This is a genomic window from Rouxiella badensis, from assembly GCF_002093665.1.
GTDB lineage: Bacteria > Pseudomonadota > Gammaproteobacteria > Enterobacterales > Enterobacteriaceae > Rouxiella > Rouxiella badensis.
Map to the genome: position 1 here is coordinate 18,840 of NZ_MRWE01000045.1, position 18,004 is coordinate 36,843.

The 18,004-nt window shown below is 52.9% G+C and carries 15 protein-coding genes and 4 tRNA genes; 2 read left to right on the forward strand and 17 right to left on the reverse strand.

Translation table 11 applies throughout. The features are described 5' to 3' along the window. Nucleotides 1–140: 140 nt before the first annotated feature. The 13 genes from yqaB to BS640_RS20105 all read right to left on the reverse strand — a co-directional run bounded on the left by yqaB (nt 141) and on the right by BS640_RS20105 (nt 10,781). Nucleotides 141–707 carry a fructose-1-phosphate/6-phosphogluconate phosphatase gene (gene yqaB, locus BS640_RS20045; RefSeq protein WP_165429950.1) on the reverse strand — a complete coding sequence of 189 codons (567 nt, stop codon included), beginning with the start codon at nt 705–707 and terminating at the stop codon, nt 141–143. 233 nt (nt 708–940) lie between these two features. Continuing rightward, nucleotides 941–1,017 (reverse strand) — tRNA-Arg (locus BS640_RS20050). A 115-nt stretch (nt 1,018–1,132) separates the two neighbouring features. Beyond that, nucleotides 1,133–1,209: transfer RNA gene (locus BS640_RS20055), tRNA-Arg, on the reverse strand. A gap of 115 nt (nt 1,210–1,324) precedes the next feature. Next, nucleotides 1,325–1,401 (reverse strand) — tRNA-Arg (locus BS640_RS20060). Between the two features lie 8 nt (nt 1,402–1,409). Further along, nucleotides 1,410–1,502, reverse strand: a tRNA-Ser gene (locus BS640_RS20065). Between the two features lie 327 nt (nt 1,503–1,829). Next, complete coding sequence (csrA, locus tag BS640_RS20070) at nt 1,830–2,015, reverse strand: carbon storage regulator CsrA (RefSeq protein WP_013574027.1); 186 nt, start codon at nt 2,013–2,015, stop codon at nt 1,830–1,832. Nucleotides 2,016–2,270: 255 nt separating this feature from the next. After that, a complete protein-coding gene (gene alaS, locus BS640_RS20075; protein ID WP_084913221.1) occupies nt 2,271–4,898 on the reverse strand; it encodes an alanine--tRNA ligase in 2,628 nt (875 codons plus the stop codon). A gap of 139 nt (nt 4,899–5,037) precedes the next feature. After that, a complete protein-coding gene (gene recX, locus BS640_RS20080; RefSeq protein ID WP_038327792.1) occupies nt 5,038–5,553 on the reverse strand; it encodes a recombination regulator RecX in 516 nt (171 codons plus the stop codon). 208 nt (nt 5,554–5,761) lie between these two features. Further along, nucleotides 5,762–6,826: a recombinase RecA gene (gene recA, locus BS640_RS20085; RefSeq protein ID WP_017490849.1), complete on the reverse strand. Its 1,065-nt coding sequence runs from the start codon at nt 6,824–6,826 to the stop codon at nt 5,762–5,764. Between the two features lie 128 nt (nt 6,827–6,954). Continuing rightward, a complete protein-coding gene (gene pncC / locus BS640_RS20090; protein WP_084913222.1) occupies nt 6,955–7,449 on the reverse strand; it encodes a nicotinamide-nucleotide amidase in 495 nt (164 codons plus the stop codon). A gap of 227 nt (nt 7,450–7,676) precedes the next feature. After that, on the reverse strand, nt 7,677–8,750 hold the full coding sequence (gene mltB, locus BS640_RS20095) for a lytic murein transglycosylase B (RefSeq protein ID WP_017490851.1): 1,074 nt from the start codon (nt 8,748–8,750) through the stop codon (nt 7,677–7,679). A gap of 162 nt (nt 8,751–8,912) precedes the next feature. Then, nucleotides 8,913–9,251, reverse strand: a complete 339-nt coding sequence (locus BS640_RS20100) for a zinc ribbon domain-containing protein YjdM (RefSeq protein WP_084913223.1) — start codon at nt 9,249–9,251, stop codon at nt 8,913–8,915. A 111-nt stretch (nt 9,252–9,362) separates the two neighbouring features. Then, a complete protein-coding gene (locus tag BS640_RS20105; RefSeq protein ID WP_084913224.1) occupies nt 9,363–10,781 on the reverse strand; it encodes an aldehyde dehydrogenase family protein in 1,419 nt (472 codons plus the stop codon). 121 nt (nt 10,782–10,902) lie between these two features. Here BS640_RS20105 and BS640_RS20110 point away from each other — a divergent pair, with 121 nt between their 5' ends. Then, nucleotides 10,903–11,805: a LysR family transcriptional regulator gene (locus BS640_RS20110; RefSeq protein ID WP_017490854.1), complete on the forward strand. Its 903-nt coding sequence runs from the start codon at nt 10,903–10,905 to the stop codon at nt 11,803–11,805. Nucleotides 11,806–11,979: 174 nt separating this feature from the next. Continuing rightward, the gene (mutS, locus tag BS640_RS20115) at nt 11,980–14,535 is read left to right on the forward strand and encodes a DNA mismatch repair protein MutS (protein WP_084913225.1); all 2,556 of its coding nucleotides are present in this window, start codon (nt 11,980–11,982) and stop codon (nt 14,533–14,535) included. Between the two features lie 91 nt (nt 14,536–14,626). Here mutS and rpoS read toward each other — a convergent pair whose 3' ends face one another. The 4 genes from rpoS to BS640_RS20135 all read right to left on the reverse strand — a co-directional run. Then, entirely contained in the window at nt 14,627–15,625 is a 999-nt protein-coding gene (gene rpoS / locus BS640_RS20120) for an RNA polymerase sigma factor RpoS (RefSeq protein ID WP_017490856.1), read from the reverse strand. Between the two features lie 51 nt (nt 15,626–15,676). Next, nucleotides 15,677–16,705: a murein hydrolase activator NlpD gene (gene nlpD, locus BS640_RS20125; protein WP_017490857.1), complete on the reverse strand. Its 1,029-nt coding sequence runs from the start codon at nt 16,703–16,705 to the stop codon at nt 15,677–15,679. 255 nt (nt 16,706–16,960) lie between these two features. After that, nucleotides 16,961–17,587 carry a protein-L-isoaspartate(D-aspartate) O-methyltransferase gene (locus tag BS640_RS20130; protein WP_017490858.1) on the reverse strand — a complete coding sequence of 209 codons (627 nt, stop codon included), beginning with the start codon at nt 17,585–17,587 and terminating at the stop codon, nt 16,961–16,963. Then, nucleotides 17,577–18,004 (reverse strand): 5'/3'-nucleotidase SurE (locus tag BS640_RS20135; RefSeq protein ID WP_277620116.1); only part of this gene is annotated, 428 nt, incomplete at its 5' end. The genes BS640_RS20135 and BS640_RS20130, both read right to left, overlap by 11 nt.

Consider the following 18,004-nt stretch of genomic DNA (forward strand, 5'->3'; position numbering starts at 1 on the left):
TTTGGAAAAGTTAACTCGTAAGTTTTCTGAATCTGCATAGATGTGACCATCATTGATAACCGATACCAACCTAACCTCGCCCTGAGTGCACCTTAGGTGTTCACTTCAGAACATGCGTAGCCCAGCCTGCCAAAACGCCTCTAGAGCGTCCGTACGTCGACGTAGGCCATATTGGCCCTCTTGGCTGCTTCGATACCGAAATCGGCGTCTTCAAACACCACACACTTCTCTGGCGGCACACCGATCAGCTCTGCGCAACGCAGGAAGGTGTCGGGTGCTGGCTTGTGATTTTCTACATCGTTGGCGCCGACGACCGCGTCGAAGCACTCACGCAGCCCCAGATGACGCAGCAGTGCGTCCGCCATCCAGTATTCGCTGCCGGTGCCGACCGCCATAGGGCGACGCCCGTGAAACGCCTTTACCACCTCAATCAGCGGTAATGGCTGAACTGTATCAAGCAACATCTCCTGCACAGCTGAGGTTTTCTCAGCGGCGAGGTGGTGGGGATCGAGCTCCACGCCGTTACTATCAATTATATGCTTTGCAATTCGCCAGGTGGGCGAACCGTTTAAAGCAGCCATATCAGCTACGTTGAACTGCAGGTTGTATTTCGATAATACCTGGCTCCAGGCTTTACGATGCGTCGGCTCTGTGTCCAATATGGTACCGTCCATATCAAATATCAATCCTTCGTATCCCTCGTACAGCTTGTAATCCATAAACACCGCCTGCTGTTAACAAATATGGGGAAACTACTTTAGCGTAAAGATAGGAAATTGTCGCTTTTTGTCAGGCTGGACAGCACATAGGGCGTAGGACAAAAACAGAGAGGATTGCGAGAAGATATCTTCGTGAAGCGCAGAAAGCAAAAAACCCGCCTAAGCGGGTTTTTTATTACGTTGAGATTCTGTCATCACACAATCTCAACGCTTAAAGAATATGGTGCACCCAGGAAGATTCGAACTTCCGACCGCTCGGTTCGTAGCCGAGTACTCTATCCAGCTGAGCTATGGGTGCATAACAATTCTTTAATGCAGTTCTTTACAGCAGAGTTACTTCACCACTTTCACATTCTACCTTATCGGCCTCTGATGCTCACTTGATTGCAAATCAATATACATCAAAGAAAGAATGGTGCACCCAGGAAGATTCGAACTTCCGACCGCTCGGTTCGTAGCCGAGTACTCTATCCAGCTGAGCTATGGGTGCATAACAATTCTTTAATGCAGTTCTTTACAGCAGAGTTACTTCACCACTTTCACATTCTACCTTATCGGCCTCTGATGCTCACTTGATTGCAAATCAATATACATCAAAGAAAGAATGGTGCACCCAGGAAGATTCGAACTTCCGACCGCTCGGTTCGTAGCCGAGTACTCTATCCAGCTGAGCTATGGGTGCATCTTAAATGGCGGTGAGGCGGGGATTCGAACCCCGGATGCAGCTTTTGACCGCATACTCCCTTAGCAGGGGAGCGCCTTCAGCCTCTCGGCCACCTCACCATACGCTTCTTTCGAATTGTGCTGACTTACTTTGTTTAAGCTCATCGGCACTGCGTGGCGCACATATTACTTTCCCGCACTTATAAGTCAAACCCTTTTTTCCGAAGAATCGTTTGTTTGCACAATTCGCATCCAACCTGCGCAGATTACCGGCAAAATATGGCCTTTGATTGGTAAAAACCAATGTTTAATCAGTAAAAAGAGATTCAGGAAGTCTTGATAGTGGGAGAAGTTTTGTAAAGGAAAAGCGAGAAAACGGAAGGGGTAACGCTGAAAACGGCGCTAAAAAGGCATCAGCGCCTCGCCATCGACGAGACGCCTGATAAATTAATAACTCGTCTGTTGAGATTTTTCAGCCTGGATACGCTGGTAGATCTCTTCACGGTGAACAGAGACCTCTTTCGGCGCATTCACACCAATACGTACCTGATTACCTTTAACACCTAAAACGGTAACCGTAACCTCATCGCCAATCATGAGGGTTTCACCAACTCGGCGAGTTAGAATAAGCATTCTTTGCTCCTTGAAAAATTAAAAGAGTCGGGTCTCTCAGCATCACAGGCATTATCTATCATATGCTGTGAAAACGTAAGCCATGACCTCCACATTAAATGGTCGTCAGCTTTGTACCTTAGCTACGAGTTAATTTAAGTTTAGCTGAAATCAGCGCAGTCGTGGCTTAAATAGTGAGAATCAACCGGTCGTTAAGACTAAAAACGCCATAATACACAGTTAATTATGGCGTTCTCGCAGTTACTGATTGTATGACTAAAGCTTGTCGGAAACCCAAGCTTCAACGCCCGCAAGCGCTGCTGGCAAAGCTTGTACATCGGTACCGCCCGCCTGAGCCATATCAGGACGACCGCCGCCTTTCCCGCCGACCTGGGCTGCGATCGTACCGATGAGTTCACCGGCTTTGACACGATCGGTCAGGTCTTTTGTTACGCCCGCAATGAGACTCACCTTATCGTCCGCTACGGTAGCCAACACGATAATAACTGAACCCAACTGGTTTTTGAGGTCATCGACCATAGTACGCAACATTTTTGGTTCAACGTTATCCAGCTGTTTTACCAGCAGTTTAACGCCTTTAACGTCTTTCGTTTGGCCAGACAGTGAAGCACTCTCCTGCGCAGCCTGTTGATCTTTCACTTGCTGAAGCTCTTTTTCCAGCAGGCGTGAACGCTCAATCAGGGTACGAATCTTGTCGGTCACGCTGTTCACGTCACCTTTCACCAGATGAGCCACGTCCTGCAACAGGTCGCTCTGCTGATGAAGCGCATTAATCGCGTTTTCGCCAGTAATCGCTTCAATACGACGGACACCCGCTGCCGTGCCTGATTCGCTTTGAATACGGAACAGACCAATATCACCGGTGCGGCTGGCGTGGATCCCTCCGCAGAGCTCAGTAGAGAAGTCACCCATACGCAGTACGCGCACGTGATCTTCATATTTCTCACCGAACAGCGCCATTGCGCCCTGCTCTTTCGCGTCGTCGAGCGCCATGATGTTGGTCTCAATAGGCAGATTACGACGAATTTGCGCATTTACCAAATCTTCTACCTGGCGGATCTCTTCTGGCTTCATCGCTTCGAAATGCGAGAAGTCGAAACGCAGGTAGTTATCGTTGACCAGAGAGCCTTTCTGCGCCACGTGCTTGCCCAGAACCTGACGCAATGCTGCGTGCAGCAAATGGGTTGCAGAGTGGTTTAGACGAATGCGGTCACGGCGGGTTGCATCAACGTCTGCTTCGACGCTGTCGCCAACGGCAAGTTTACCTGCGCTCAACACGCCCTGATGGCCAATCGCTTTGCCGTACTTCTGAGTATCGCTTACCGCGAATTCGCCCCCAGAGGCTTTCAGAACGCCCTTATCGCCAACTTGACCACCGGATTCGCCATAGAATGGCGTGTCATCCAGAACCACGATGGCGCTTTCGCCCACCTGGATCTCGTCAACCTGTTGGCCGTTAACGAATAGCGCCACCACTTTAGATTGACGCTGTACGTGCTCGTAGCCAGAGAACTGCGTCACGCCTTCAACACGGATCATGCTGTTGTAGTCTGCGCTGAAACCGCTGGACTCACGCGCACGGTTGCGCTGAACTTCCATCGCCTTCTCGAAGCCTTCTTCGTCAACCTTCAGATTACGTTCGCGACAAACGTCAGCGGTCAAATCGACAGGGAAGCCGAAGGTGTCATAAAGACGGAAAACAATTTCGCCTGGAAGGGTATCGCCTTTCAGTGCAGCCAGCTCTTCGTCCAGCAGCGCCAGACCGCGCTCCAGAGTACGTGCGAACTGCTCTTCTTCGGTTTTCAGCAACTGCTCAACGGTTGACTGCTGTTTTGCCAGTTCAACGGCCGCAGAACCCATCACCTGAATCAGGGGGGCAACCAGCTTATAGAAGAAGGTTTCCTTCGCGCCCAGCATGTTGCCATGACGAACCGCACGACGAATGATACGACGCAGCACGTAGCCACGACCTTCGTTAGAAGGAATAACACCATCGGAAATCAGGAAGGCGCAAGAACGAATGTGGTCGGCAATAACGCGCAGCGACTTGTTGTTGAGGTCGGTAGCGCCAGTGACGCTTGCCACAGCCGCGATCAGCGTCTGGAACAGGTCGATGTCATAGTTGGAGTTAACGTGTTGCAGCACCGCTGAAATACGCTCCAGACCCATACCGGTATCAACCGAAGGTTTAGGCAGCGGCAGCATGGTGCCATCAGCCTGACGGTTGAACTGCATGAAGACCAGGTTCCAGATCTCGATGTAACGGTCGCCGTCTTCTTCTGCGCTACCCGGAGGGCCGCCCCAGATGTGGTCGCCGTGGTCGAAGAAGATCTCGGAGCAAGGGCCGCAAGGACCGGTGTCACCCATCTGCCAGAAGTTATCTGACGCATACTGGGCACCTTTGTTATCACCGATACGGATGATGCGTTCTTTAGGTACGCCTATCTGCTTTTCCCAGATGTCGTAAGCTTCATCATCGGTAGCGTAGACGGTCACCCACAGCTTTTCTTTTGGCAGGTTGAACCAGGTCTCCCCAGTCAACAGCTCCCAGGCAAACTTGATGGCGTCTTCTTTGAAGTAATCACCAAAGCTGAAGTTGCCCAGCATCTCGAAGAAGGTGTGGTGACGAGCGGTGTAACCCACGTTTTCTAAATCGTTGTGCTTACCACCGGCGCGTACGCAACGCTGAGACGTGGTCGCGCGATTGTAATCGCGGTTATCCAGGCCCAGAAAAACGTCTTTAAACTGGTTCATACCGGCATTGGTAAACATCAAGGTCGGATCATTAGTAGGGATCAGCGAGCTGCTGTCGACAACAGTGTGTCCCTTACTATGGAAGAAATCGAGAAACGCTTGACGGATCTCAGCGGTGCTCTTGCTCATAAATGTCCCGGAATAAGGCTAAAAAGGTCGGCCCGTGAGCAAGATTAGCGTGATAACGTCCAGCTTACTTTGTCGCTCACGAACAAAAAGTGGGGATAAGATAAAATTTCTTCGCTGGGAAGTAAAATCCCGTATGCGTTCAATCTTCAAAATCGCGATAAATAGACTGAATTTCTTCCTGAAAAAAACCTCGGTAGAGCAAATAACGTAAAACTTTCGACTTTTCTTTCCAATCGACAGGCAATGGCTGCCCAAATTTACGCGTCGCCAGCTCATACGCCTGAGTGCACCAATCGACCTCGCAATTTTCCAGCGCCAGGTTAATCACCTCTTTATCTACCCCCTTTTGCATCAGTTCGGAGCGAATACGCTGTGCGCCCAATCCCCTGCGACTGCGACCCGCAATGTAGCGGTCGGCGAATCTGGCGTCGTCTAGCCAGCCGTGCTCATAACAGTATGCAATAACCTGCTCGACCTGCTCGGGACAAATCTCCTCAACCTCTTTTTCTTTAGCAGCGGTTGCGACGGTCGGGCTACTGGATTGTTGATTTTTGCGGTTTTTGTAAGAGGAAGGACGAGTAAAGGGCTGGGGCGGCGTCAGCAGTTTACGACGAAGCTCGGCCTCACCGTGGTCACGCTGGCCCAGCAGGCGCATCGCTCTGGCAATCAGGTTATTAAGCTTTTTGGCATTATCGTCCTGCGTGGTGGAAAACAGTGATGAAAACGCGGCGTCCTCATTTATGTCCTGAGTCATTTTTCGCTCCTTAAAAAGCAAAAAAACAGCCTGGGTTGCAGGCTGTTTTTTAAGGCGACAATTTCTTAAGTACGGCCCTTGATGCGAAAGCCATACTCAGAACGGAGAATTAAAACTCTTCGCTGGTTTCAACGTTGTCGTCCAGTCCTTCGGCAGTCGATGCAACGCTCAGTTCACCGGTACCGCTCAGCAGCATTTCTCTGAGTTTTTTGTCGATTTCGGAAGCAATTTTCGGATTCTCTTTCAGGAAATTGCTGGCATTAGATTTGCCTTGACCGATTTTCTCGCCGTTGTAGCTGTACCATGCACCGGCTTTCTCGATCAGCTTGTGCTTAACGCCCAGGTCGACCAGCTCGCCGTTGATGTTGATGCCTTCACCATACATGATCTGGAATTCAGCCTGTTTGAACGGCGCAGCAATCTTGTTCTTAACAACTTTAACGCGCGTTTCGCTACCGACAACGACGTCGCCGTCTTTGATTGCGCCAATACGACGGATATCAAGACGTACAGAAGCATAGAACTTCAGTGCGTTACCACCGGTAGTGGTTTCCGGGTTACCGAACATCACACCAATTTTCATGCGGATTTGGTTAATGAAGATAAGCAGCGTGTTGGCATTTTTCAGGTTACCGGCCAGTTTACGCATCGCCTGGCTCATCATACGTGCCGCGAGGCCCATGTGAGAGTCACCGATTTCACCTTCGATTTCTGCTTTTGGTGTCAATGCAGCCACGGAGTCAACGATGATAACGTCAACCGCACCAGAGCGGGTCAGTGCGTCACAGATTTCAAGCGCCTGCTCACCGGTGTCCGGCTGAGAACACAGCAGATTGTCGATATCTACGCCCAATTTCTTGGCATAGATTGGGTCAAGCGCGTGTTCAGCATCGATAAATGCACAGGTTTTACCTTCGCGCTGAGCGGCAGCGATAACCTGCAGAGTCAGGGTCGTTTTACCTGAAGATTCTGGTCCGTAGATCTCTACGATACGGCCCATTGGCAAGCCACCTGCGCCCAACGCGATATCCAGAGACAGAGAGCCGGTGGAGATCGTTTCAACATCCATAGAGCGATCTTCACCAAGACGCATGATGGAGCCTTTACCGAATTGCTTTTCAATCTGGCCCAGTGCCGCAGCTAACGCCTTTTGCTTGTTCTCATCAATAGCCATTTTTACTCCTTCGGGTGACGAGCCGTGCGAAACTACACGTCGTTGTCACTGAATGTTGTTGTTTGGATGCAAAGTTCACATGCAGGTAATTAGCTGTAATTATACTGTATGCTCATACAGTATCAAGCCTATTTTTTCAAAAACTCGTCGAGTAAGGTTTGTAGCGAGAAAACAGCAGCTTGCAAACGTACGGCTTCGCGATCTCCGGAAAAAACCTGTTTGCATGCATAAATCCGACCATCTTTGTCGGCAAATCCAAACCATACGGTGCCCACTGGTTTAGCCTCACTGCCGCCATCAGGACCGGCAATTCCGCTAATCGATACCGCAACGTCCGCCCCCGCCGCATACCTTGCACCACGGGCCATTTCCCGCACGACCTGTTCACTGACCGCACCAAATTCTTTGAGCGTAGAATCGGAGACGTCCAGCAATTCACGCTTGGCGGAGTTACTGTATGTGACGAATCCACGGTCAAACCAGGCGGAGCTGCCTGCGACATCGGTAATGGCTTTCGCCACCCAGCCACCGGTGCAAGATTCGGCACAGGTTACCCACAGGCCGGCCGCTTTCAGCGCCGCCCCGACATCAATGCTGAGCTGCTGCAAATGCTTTTCGGTCATAGCTTGTCCCGCAACAAGAAAAGTTTAAGTCAGACAATGTTAGCACTTCTCGCAGCCCAAGAGTTATGCAGAGTAACAAAGTACGGGAAGTCTCCCGAGACGTAAAAATGGCTTTCATTAGCAGGCACTGTTTATGGGAGCGCGCGCGCAGACGGGTGAAAATTGGAGAGAGTAAGGGAGAATAACGGCAGCAACGACCGCTGCTGCCGCAATTGAGGGTTGGGATATTAGTTACCCATGCGCGCCTGCTTCACCGCCAGACCCAGTTGCCACACGGCCATCGCGTACTGCGTGCTGTGGTTATAACGGGTAATAGCATAGAAGTTAGGCAGACCATACCAGTACTGATAGTAGGTGCCCATATCCAGACGCAGCAGGCTCGCCTGCTGATAACCGCCGAGGGATCCCATTGGCGTGAGGCCCACCGAGGCCAGCGTCGAGACGGAATATTTGGTCTGATAGCCGTTTTCCAGCCCGGCAGCCTGACCGCTCGCCTGCACCGCAACCGGCTCACCCGGCACCCAACCGTTTGATTTAAAGTAGTTGGCTACGCTGCCGATAGCGTCAATCGGGTCCCATAGGTTCACGTGACCATCGCCATCGAAGTCAACGGCGAATTGCTTGAATGCAGAAGGCATAAACTGGCCGTAACCCATCGCACCGGCGAAGGATCCACGTAGCGCCAGCGGATCGTCACCTTCCGCGCGGGACATCAGCAGGAAGGTTTCCAGCTCACTGGCAAAGTATGCACCGCGGCGAGGATAGTCAAACGCCAGCGTCGCGAGGGCATCAATGATACGCGTTTTACCCATCACCCTACCCCAGCGCGTCTCTACGCCGATAATACCGACGATAATTTCAGGCGGTACACCATACTGCTGGTAGGCACGCTGCAGCGCATCCTGATACTGGTCCCAGAAGGCCACGCCGTTCTGCACATTATCAGGCGTAATGAACTTGCTACGATAGCGGATCCACGCGCCGTAAGGCCCCGTCGGAGCCGGACCGATAGGCGCCTGGCGATCCATCAGCCGCAGAACCCAGTCCAGCCGCTTCGCCTGCCCGAGAGTATCCTGCAGCTGTTGACGGTCAAACCCGTGCTCGCGCACCATTTTGTCGATAAACGCATTGGCCGCGGCATTATCGGCAAAATCCCCGTTAGGCAAAAGGCCGTTCTGCGCAGGAGATAGCAGGAATCCACCGCTCGGTGCAGTACCTTGAGCAGAAGGGGTATTTTTCGGCGTACTGCTACAGGCTGAGAGCAGAACAACCATGGGAAGAAGGGTAGCCAGGTAGCGCATCAGATATCCGTATGGCGATACAAAAAAAGTAGATCGTCATGTTAATGCATTGTTTGCAAAGAACAAACAGGAATGTTAAAGGGAAATTAAACAAACAACAGATAAACACTCCGCCAGGCGGGGTTAAAACCAGGTGCTGGCGGAGGATCCTAGGCAGGTATTTTAGTTTTTCTTAACAAACTCGGATTTCAGCTTCATTTGGCCAAAACCGTCAATCTTACAGTCGATGTTGTGGTCGCCCTCAACCAGTCGGATACTCTTCACTTTGGTACCGATTTTAAGGGTCGATGAACTGCCTTTGACCTTGAGGTCTTTGATGACCGTGACCGCATCGCCGTCTGCCAGAAGATTGCCGTTAGCGTCTCTTACCACCCGTCCCTCTTCTTCTGCTGCTGCCGCATTGGCCGGCCACTCGTGACCGCATTCCGGACAGTTCAGCTGTTCGCCTTCCTGCCAGGTAAATTCAGAACTGCATTTAGGACAATGTGGTAATGATTGCACGCTAACCTCTTAAAAAAGCTAATAAAGAAATGAAAATACAGAAAAATAAAAGACCTTAGTCTTTGTCTGGGTACATTTTAGCTTTTTATCCTCTTTAAAAATACCCCCGTGCTATCCCACCAACAGCGTTTTAGGCTCCAGATAGGCCATCAACCCCCACTTGCCCATCTCGCGGCCTAAACCAGACTGCTTAACGCCGCCAAACGGCGCCTGAGGTTCGTGAGCCAGGGTATTAACCAGCACTCGGCCGGTTTCAATCTGTCGCGCCACACGGAGACCTCGCTCAAGACTGCCGCTCAGCACCATCGCATTGAGGCCATAATCTGTATCGTTGGCAATTTTCAGCGCATCGGCCTCAGTCTCATAAGGGATAATCGACAGCACGGGTCCAAAAATTTCTTCACGGGCAATTCGCATCTGATTATTGACCTGTGTGAATACCGTTGGTTTCACTAACCAGCCCTTATCGAACCCAGCAGGACGTCCTTCCCCACCGGTCAAAAGCGTTGCTCCTTCCTCTAGCCCAAGGCGAATATAGCTCTGCACGCGTTCCCACTGTTTGCGACTGACCATGGGCCCAATGTCGGTCTTCTCATCACGCGGAGAGCCGGACTGAATCTGTTCCACGGCGCGGGAGAAGGCCTGCTCGAACTCCGTTAAACGACTGCGCGGCACCAGAATACGCGTTCCGGCAATACAAGCCTGTCCGCTGTTCATAAACCCCGCCATCAACGCCATCGGCACCACGGTTGCAGCGTCGGCGTCGTCCAGAATAATGGTGGGTGATTTACCTCCCAGCTCCAGCGTCACGCGCTTGAGCGTCGCTGCACCGCTTTCGATAATCCCCTTGCCCACCGCCGTCGAGCCGGTAAAAGAAATCTTGGCGATATCAGGGTGACGGCTTATCTCCGCGCCAACGACCTCGCCACGCCCGGTGACAATGTTGAATACGCCCGCGGGCAGTTCGGCTTTATGCAACGCCTCGGTGATGATTTGTGTCTGAATAGCGCTCATCTCGCTCGGCTTGATAACGGCGGTACATCCCGCCGCCAGCGCGGTCGCCAACTTGTTGCAGATAAACCCTGCATCGCTGTTCCAGGGTGTAATCAGGCCAGCGACGCCGACCGGGCAAAGGATGACCTTCGCGATACCAGCCTGCTCTTCGAATTCAAAGGACTCGAGCGTCTGCATAACCTGTAAAATGACGTCTGCCGGATAGCTCGCCATCCAGCGTGAACGCGCGGCTGGCGCGCCGTACTCGGTGATAATGGCCTCCAACAGTTCCTCTTCACAGGCCACCACGGCGGCATGCATGCGTTTGAGTGCGGCAATACGCTGCACTTTAGTCGTGCGCGACCACTCCGGGAACGCCGCTTTCGCTGCCGCTATCGCCCGCTGAGTATCCTCTACGTCGGCCAGTTGTACCGTGCCAATCATCTCTTCAGTAGCCGGATTAAACAGCTCGAAACGTTCGGTGCCGTGAGGTGTCAGAAACTCACCGTTGATATAGATTTTGTCGATCTTTTGCATGATGGATCCTCAAACGCACTCGTTAATAAGTTTTCAATATTGAGGAGTATAAGAAGGCTAGGTTGCTCTGATAAGCGGGGTTATGCTGTACGGGGTATAACGAAAATCAGGACAATAAACGATGCATCGTACTGGTCTGACTGAGCTTGAAGTGACTCTTGCCGTCGCGCAACGCAGCAGCTTTCGCGCCGCCGCGCGCGAGCTAGGCATGTCTGCTACCGCGGTCAGCAATGCCGTTGCCGGCCTTGAGGCTCGCCTCAATATTAGACTCTTTAACCGCTCAACGCGCAGCGTATCGCTTACCGAGGCGGGCCGACGTTATGTCGAACGCATTGCCCCCGCACTGGCCGAGATTCAGCGTGCTTCGGAAGAGATAAGCACACAGCCCGAGTCACCCACCGGCACCCTGCGTATTAATGCTCCGCCCGAATCTGCACTGCTGCTGTTTGAGCCGCTGCTGCGGGAATATCTTCAGCGTTACCCCAACATGCGCATAGATATCGCGACCGAGGCCCGGATGATCGATATCGTTGCCGAGGGCTTTGACGCGGGGATCCGACTCGGTGAATCGGTACCGCAGGACATGATAGCCGTGCCAGTGACGCCCCCGGCACGCATGCTCATCGTCGGAAGTCCGCAGTATTTCGCCACCCACGGCGTGCCGCAAACGCCGGAGGACCTCGCCGCGCATCAAGGGGTCGGCATGCGTATGTCTCACGGCGGAATCTACCACTGGGAGCTTGAGCGTCATCAGCAAAAATTTGCGATAAACATACCGACGCGAATCGTGCTCAACGAGTTACGCGCTATCCGCCAGGCGGCACGCAGCGGCATGGGTCTGGCGTTCATTTCAAGCTGGTTTATCGAAAAGGATCTGGCCAACGGCAGTCTGGTCAGCGTGCTGGAAGAGTGGTGCCCTTCGTTTGAAGGATTACGGCTGTATTATCCCGGTCGCAGACACGTTCCAGCGGGATTAAAGGCGCTGATCGAAATGGTGCATGAAATACGCGACCGCCAGATCTAGCAGCAACTCTGGCCGACAACAAGCGCCCACACTTCTTTGCAAATCTCCGAGATGCATTCCCGTTTGCGGGGTGTCAGTTTTGACGTGCTTGGGCTACTATACCCGCACAAAATTTTAGAGTTATAGAGCCTTTTTAACTCTATGAATGACTTAAACAACTAAGAAACTAAGCGCATGAGTAATAGCGATAATTTAGATGCCCACACCCCCATGATGCAGCAGTACCTGCGTCTAAAGGCACAGAATCCTGAAATCCTGATGTTCTACCGGATGGGCGACTTCTATGAGTTGTTCTATGACGACGCCAAAAAGGCCTCGCAGCTGCTGGACATCTCGCTGACCAAGCGCGGCGCCTCCGCCGGTGAACCCATCCCGATGGCGGGCGTTCCTTATCACGCGGTTGAAGGCTATCTTGCCAAGCTAGTGCATCTCGGCGAATCCGTTGCCATCTGTGAACAGGTTGGCGATCCGGCCTTAAGTAAAGGCCCTGTCGAGCGTAAAGTGGTGCGCATTGTCACGCCAGGAACCGTCAGTGACGAAGCGCTGCTAAGCGAACGTCAGGACAACCTGTTGGCCGCCATCTGGCAAGACGGTCGAGGCTTCGGCTACGCAACGCTCGATATCAGCTCAGGACGTTTCCGCGTTGCTCAACCGACCGACCTCGAAACGATGGCCGCCGAAATCCAGCGCACGAACCCGGCAGAATTGCTCTATCCGGAAACCTTCGAGTCGATGTCGTTAATCGACACCCGCCGTGGCCTGCGTCGTCGCCCAATCTGGGAGTTCGAGCTCGACACCGCGCGCCAGCAACTTAATCTTCAGTTCGGCACCCGTGACCTCAGCGGTTTTGGCGTCGAACAGGCTACGCAGGCGCTGCGTGCAGCCGGCTGCCTATTGCAGTACGTGAAAGACACCCAGCGCACCTCGCTGCCGCATATTCGTGGCGTGACCATGGAGCGTCAGCAGGACGGCATCATTATGGATGCCGCCACCAGACGCAATCTTGAGCTGACGCAAAACCTCTCCGGCGGCGTTGAAAACACGCTGGCTGCCATTCTCGACCAAAGCGTCACGCCGATGGGCAGCCGCATGCTCAAGCGTTGGATCCACATGCCAACGCGCGATTTCAAGGTACTGAACAATCGCCAGCAGGCGGTCGGTGCTTTGCAGGACTTGACCGCCGAGCTGCAACCGGTACTGCGTCAGGTCGGCGACCTCGAACGTATTCTGGCACGTCTGGCGCTGCGAAGCGCGCGTCCGCGCGACCTGGCACGTATGCGCCACGCACTCCAGCAGTTGCCGGAGATCCGCGCTCTGCTTCAGCCAATCGACGTCCCTTACGTTCAATCGCTGGTTGAAAAGGCCGGCGAATTTGATGAGCTGATCGCCCTGCTCGAGCGCGCCATTATTGACGCACCGCCCGTGCTGGTACGCGACGGTGGCGTGATTGCGCCGGGATACAATGCCGAACTCGACGAATGGCGAGCGCTGGCCGACGGGGCAACGGATTACCTCGACCGCCTCGAGATCCGCGAACGCGAAAAGCTGGGTCTGGATACCCTGAAAGTGGGCTTCAACGGCGTGCACGGTTACTACATACAGATAAGCCGTGGTCAGAGCCACCTTGCACCTATCCATTATGTTCGCCGCCAGACGCTAAAAAATGCCGAACGCTACATCATTCCCGAACTGAAAGAGTATGAAGACAAGGTCCTGACTTCAAAAGGCAAAGCGCTGTCGCTGGAGAAAGCGCTGTACGAAGAGCTGTTTGATCTGCTGATGCCGCACCTTTCTGCGCTCCAGCAGAGCGCCGCGGCGCTGGCTGAAATCGACGTACTGAATAATCTGGCTGAGCGCGCTTACACGCTCAACTATTGCTGCCCAACGCTGAGCGAAAAGCCGGGCATCAACATTGTCGGTGGTCGTCATCCGGTGGTGGAACAGGTGCTGAGCGAACCCTTTATTTCTAATCCGCTGGTCATGTCTCCACAGCGCAGAATGCTGATTATTACCGGTCCCAACATGGGCGGTAAGAGTACCTATATGCGTCAAGCCGCACTGATTGCGCTGATGGCGCACATCGGTAGCTACGTACCCGCCGAGCAGGCCACGCTGGGGCCTATCGACCGTATCTTCACCCGCGTCGGTGCCGCAGATGACCTGGCCTCCGGCCGTTCAACCTTCATGGTTGAAATGACTGAGACCGCCAATATTCTGCACAACGCCACCGAGAACAGCCTGGTGTTGATGGACGAAATTGGCCGTGGCACCTCCACCTATGACGGTCTGTCGCTGGCCTGGGCCTGCGCTGAAAGCCTGGCGAGCCGCATCAAGGCTATGACGCTGTTCGCCACCCACTACTTTGAGCTGACGACGCTGCCGGAGAAAATGGAAGGCACGGTGAATATCCATCTCGACGCGATTGAGCACGGCGATACCATTGCCTTTATGCACAGCGTTCAGGAAGGGGCGGCGAGCAAGAGTTATGGACTGGCGGTTGCTGCGCTGGCCGGTGTGCCGCGCGAGGTTATCAAGCGCGCCAGACAGAAACTCAAAGAGCTGGAAGCACTGTCGAATAACGCCGCCGCCAGCAAGGTTGATGGCCCACAGTTGCCGCTGCTGAGCGAAGAGATTTCACCGGCGGTTGAAGCCCTTGAAGCGCTAGACGCAGATTCACTGTCGCCACGGCAGGCGCTGGAATGGATCTATCGCCTCAAGGCGATGGTGTAAACTTCACCGCATCATTGGTTGAAAATAAAAAGGGGGAGCAATGAGTTGCTCCCCCTTTTTGTGTTGCTTCGATTGTACAGTTTACCGATGATTATTCACGGAACAACGCTTCGATGCTCAAACCTTGTCCCTGCAGAATTTCACGCAGGCGACGCAGCCCTTCAACCTGTATCTGACGAACACGTTCACGCGTCAGGCCTATCTCACGACCTACATCCTCAAGAGTTGCCGCTTCATAACCCAACAGGCCGAAACGACGCGCCAGGACTTCACGCTGTTTTGCATTCAGTTCGAACAGCCACTTAACGATGCTGTGTTTCATGTCATCGTCTTGCGTGGTGTCTTCCGGTCCGTTCTCTTTCTCGTCGGCCAGAATGTCCAGCAACGCCTTCTCCGAGTCACCACCCAATGGGGTGTCAACGGAGGTGATGCGCTCATTCAGGCGCAGCATACGGCTAACGTCGTGGACCGGTTTGTCGAGCTGTTCTGCAATTTCTTCGGCACTAGGCTCATGGTCGAGCTTGTGTGCCAGTTCACGTGCAGTACGCAGATAAACGTTCAGTTCTTTAACGATGTGAATTGGCAAACGAATGGTACGGGTTTGATTCATGATCGCCCGTTCGATTGTTTGACGGATCCACCATGTCGCATAAGTGGAAAATCTAAAACCGCGCTCAGGGTCAAACTTCTCAACGGCACGAATCAGACCGAGGTTACCCTCTTCAATCAGATCCAGCAGCGCCAGACCGCGATTACTGTAGCGGCGCGCAATCTTGACCACTAAACGCAGGTTACTTTCAATCATGCGGCGGCGAGATGGTACGTCACCTCGCAGCGCACGCCGTGCAAAATAAACCTCTTCTTCTGCGGTAAGCAGAGGAGAGTAACCAATTTCACCAAGGTACAGTTGAGTTGCATCCAGCACTCTTTGGCTTACAGCCTGTGACAGTAACTCCTCTTCAGCTTCAAGAGCGTCACTATCAACAGACTCCTCGACGGTTGCTTTCTCTTCGTCAAAGGCTTCAGCGCTGTTCTCATCGAAATCTACATCATCATGTAACTCGTTAACTTTCAGCGTATTCTGACTCATAAGCTGCTCCTACCCGTGGTCCCAAGAGCAGAATCAGTGACTCTGCCCGGCTTATCGCTGCGGAAGATAACGCAGCGGGTTTACGGATTTCCCCTTGTAACGAATTTCAAAATGCAATCTTACTGAGCTGGTTCCGGTGCTACCCATCGTCGCTATTTTTTGACCCGCCTGCACTTCTTGTTGTTCCCGGACCAGCATTGAATCATTGTGTGCATAGGCGCTCAGGTAGTCATCATTGTGTTTAATGATGATCAGATTACCGTAGCCACGTAGCGCATTACCGGCATAAACGACTCGCCCGCTGGCGGTTGCCAATACTGGTTGTCCACGTGAACCGGCGATATCGATACCTTTATTTCCCCCCTCAGAGGCTGAGAAATTATCGATAATTCTCCCTTCAGTCGGCCATCTCCAAGAGGAAACTGGGCCGCCATTGTCTGTGGTACTTTCGACGGGAGCGCTCGGTGCGGTAACAGGTGCCGTCGTCGTTGCGACAACGCCCGCTGTAGGCAACATCCGACCTACATTCTGTTTACTTGAAGATTCAGAATACGTGGTAGTTGGTTGAGATGCAACCACTGTACCCTGCATCATGCCGCTTGAAGGGGCTTTAGGAATCCCCCCCTGCGTTGCATCCGTTGCGGCCAACATACCGCCGCTGCTCGCGGTGCGAGAAACGTTATTAATTTGAATACGTTGACCTACTTCAAGCGCATACGGCTCGGCGATATTGTTACGGGCCGCCAGGTCTCGGAAGTCATTACCGGTTATCCAGGCAATGTAAAAAAGAGTGTCGCCGCGCTTAACTTTATAGGTGCTTCCGCTGTAGCTGCCTTTCGGAATACTGTTATAACTGCGGTTATAAACGATGTGTCCCTGAGCATTAATCATCGGGGCATTATCGCTGGAATTCGGAGTAATCTGACCCCCTTGAGGGGCGCGGAGCATGCCTCCGCCACCGTTTACGGTGCTAATTGGAGCAGTCGTCGAGGCATTATTGGAACATCCCGCAAGCCAGGCGCCAACAAATGTACATACCGCAATGCGGCTTAAGGTTTTAATTGGGCTTCCCGTGCTCATAACTCCCCCATGACGGCAATATCAGAATCTATCGCGGCTCAGGCCAAACGCTGCCTGGATCCATTAGGAACCATTTAACAACGAAAGGCGGGCCGTTTACATGCTGGCTGACGCGAAATCAGCCGATGGCGATAGTTAAAAAAACTGTGGCAATAAAAAACTGTAGTGAATGCTATCAACAACGCAACGTTATCACCATAAGTCAGTTGTATTTAAATTTTAGGGGTTTAGTCCCGAATAGTACGAAAAACGCACTCAGGCGAGCTCACCTTTCACCAAGGGAACAAAACGAACAGCCTCGATGTTTTCGATAGTAAAATCATTCGCACGTCGTTGGATACGTTGCAAAGTCTGATTTTGCTCTCCAACCGGCAAAACCATCACCCCGCCTTCCGCAAGCTGAGTGAGTAATTCCTGAGGGATTTCGGGAGGGGCGGCGGTGACGATAATGGCATCGAAGGGGCCGCGAGAAGGCCACCCTTCCCAGCCGTCGCCGTGGCGCGTTGAGACATTATGCAGATCCAGCTGTTTGAGGCGGCGCTTAGCCTGCCATTGCAGCCCTTTAATCCTTTCAACGGAAAAAACGTGCTCAACCAAATGGGCAAGAATAGCGGTTTGATAACCCGAGCCGGTGCCGATTTCCAACACGCGCGACGTAGGTGTTAAACGCAGCAGCTCCGTCATGCGGGCAACGGTATAAGGCTGGGAAATAGTTTGCCCGAGTCCGATAGGCAGAGCGGTATTTTCATAGGCCTTGTGCTGAAAGGCTTCATCGACGAAGCGTTCACGCGGGACCGTTTCAATCGCCTGCAGCAGCGGCTCATCAGAGATGCCCAGCTTGCGCAGTTGCTCGAGCAAATTGTACATCGGCTTAATCACCATTCCCGCTCACCTCGGCTTTGGCTAACCACGTTCTGACAATGTCCTGCGCCGCATAGGCCGTCAGGTCCACGTGCAAAGGGGTAATGGAGACATAGCCCTGTGCCACGGCGGCAAAATCGGTATCCGGTGCGACATCAAACTTTTCACCGGGCGGGCCAATCCAGTACATATCCTGGCCGCGAGGGTCCTGCTGACAAAATACCTGTTCTGCAGGATGACGGCTACCGCAGCGTGTCACGCGAAAGCCTTTAATGCTTTCGAGCGGCAGGTCGGGAACGTTGATATTAAGGATTCGACCGGTGCGCAGCGGCTCTTTCGCTAGCATGCGCAGAATGCGGCAGGTGATAGCCGCAGCGGTATCGTAATGCTGATGGCCGTCGAGTGACACGGCAAGCGCAGGATAGCCCAAGTGCCGCC